Source organism: Streptomyces thermovulgaris, from assembly GCF_002155915.1.
Lineage (GTDB): Bacteria > Actinomycetota > Actinomycetes > Streptomycetales > Streptomycetaceae > Streptomyces > Streptomyces thermovulgaris.
Genome location: NZ_MUME01000554.1, coordinates 1 through 1,109 on the forward strand (window position 1 = coordinate 1; position 1,109 = coordinate 1,109).

General features: G+C 68.6%; 2 protein-coding genes. Both read left to right on the forward strand.

Features of this window, described 5'->3' with window-relative positions; translation table 11 throughout:
* The first annotated feature begins 109 nt into the window (after window positions 1-109).
* Window positions 110-346, forward strand: coding sequence for a WD40 repeat domain-containing protein (locus CCN35_RS29875; protein ID WP_268877205.1), 237 nt, complete (start codon window positions 110-112; stop codon window positions 344-346).
* Window positions 347-505: 159 nt separating this feature from the next.
* Window positions 506-751, forward strand: coding sequence for a hypothetical protein (locus tag CCN35_RS28205; RefSeq protein WP_143631897.1), 246 nt, complete (start codon window positions 506-508; stop codon window positions 749-751).
* The last annotated feature ends 358 nt before the right edge of the window (window positions 752-1,109 follow it).

Sequence of the window (1,109 nt, forward strand, 5' to 3'; positions counted from 1 at the left end):
TTTGCCAGACAAGCCCTAGGAGCCTCACATCACCGAACGCCGGCACGATCCTGCTCAACGGCCCTTCCTCATTGCCCAATGGCCCCTGCCTGACGCCCCCTCCCCTGCACTGCGCCGTCCTCTCGGCCACACCGACGCGGTGCGGTCGGTGGCGATCGCGCCGGACGGCATCTGGCTCGCCACTGCCGGCCTCGACAACACGGTGCGGTTCTGGAGCGTTCCGGATCAACGTTCCGTGGCCATGACGCGAGCCGAAGGAGTGCTGGTCTCGTGTTCTTGGGGGGCTGCCGGCGAACTCGCCGTGGGTGGTGAAAGGGGCCTGTACCTTTTCGCTCTCCTCACCTGAGACGCGGCCTCGGCATCAGTCCGCTTCACCGGCCGGTGCGGCGCAGGAGTCCGGTTGCGTCAGCAGTCGCGCAGCAGAGGCTGGACGCGTTCGGCGTCCTCCACCCCGCTGGCGGGTTGGCCGTTGGCACCGGTGGCGTCCATGCCGGGGGAGGATGATGTGCTGCTCGCGGCCGAGGACGTGCGCGAGGATCGCGTCGATGAACAGGCTGGGGTCGCCGAACACGCGGCATTTGCGAGCCTGAGTGTCGCCTGCGGACTCGGCAAGCTCCGCGGCCTGGTTGTTGCCGTAGAACGTTTGGCTGCATTCGAGAATTCGAAAGTGGTATTGCTCTTTTGGGTGGTTCCAGGAAAGGACCCGGTGCGGTTGTCGTCGGCGGTCGCTCTGCCGACGGCGCCGTGGTGAGTCCTCCTCGGAAGCAGGCCAGTTGCCCCCTCGGCGCAGCGGGCTTCTGCGTACGAGGTTGAAAAGACGTGAAGCGTCGGAGGAGTTGAGCCGGATCTGCGTGAGGGGCGCGGTCAGGGCAAGGGGCGCCGCCGGGGCCGTGATGGCAGGGCGCGTGGAGTCGGTCGTCGGGCGCAAGGAGGCGGCACGGAAAGGGGATTGGCGCGGGCGCGCCGGGCGGTCGTACCGCTGGTCTCCGTGCCGCCGGTCGTCAGCTGAAGACGATCATCGAGCCCTGGGCCAGGCTTCGGGTGGCCGCCGCGTGCAGGCCCAGCCAGACGTGGCGTTCGCGGGCGAAGGGGCTGGGGTCGTAGGGGGC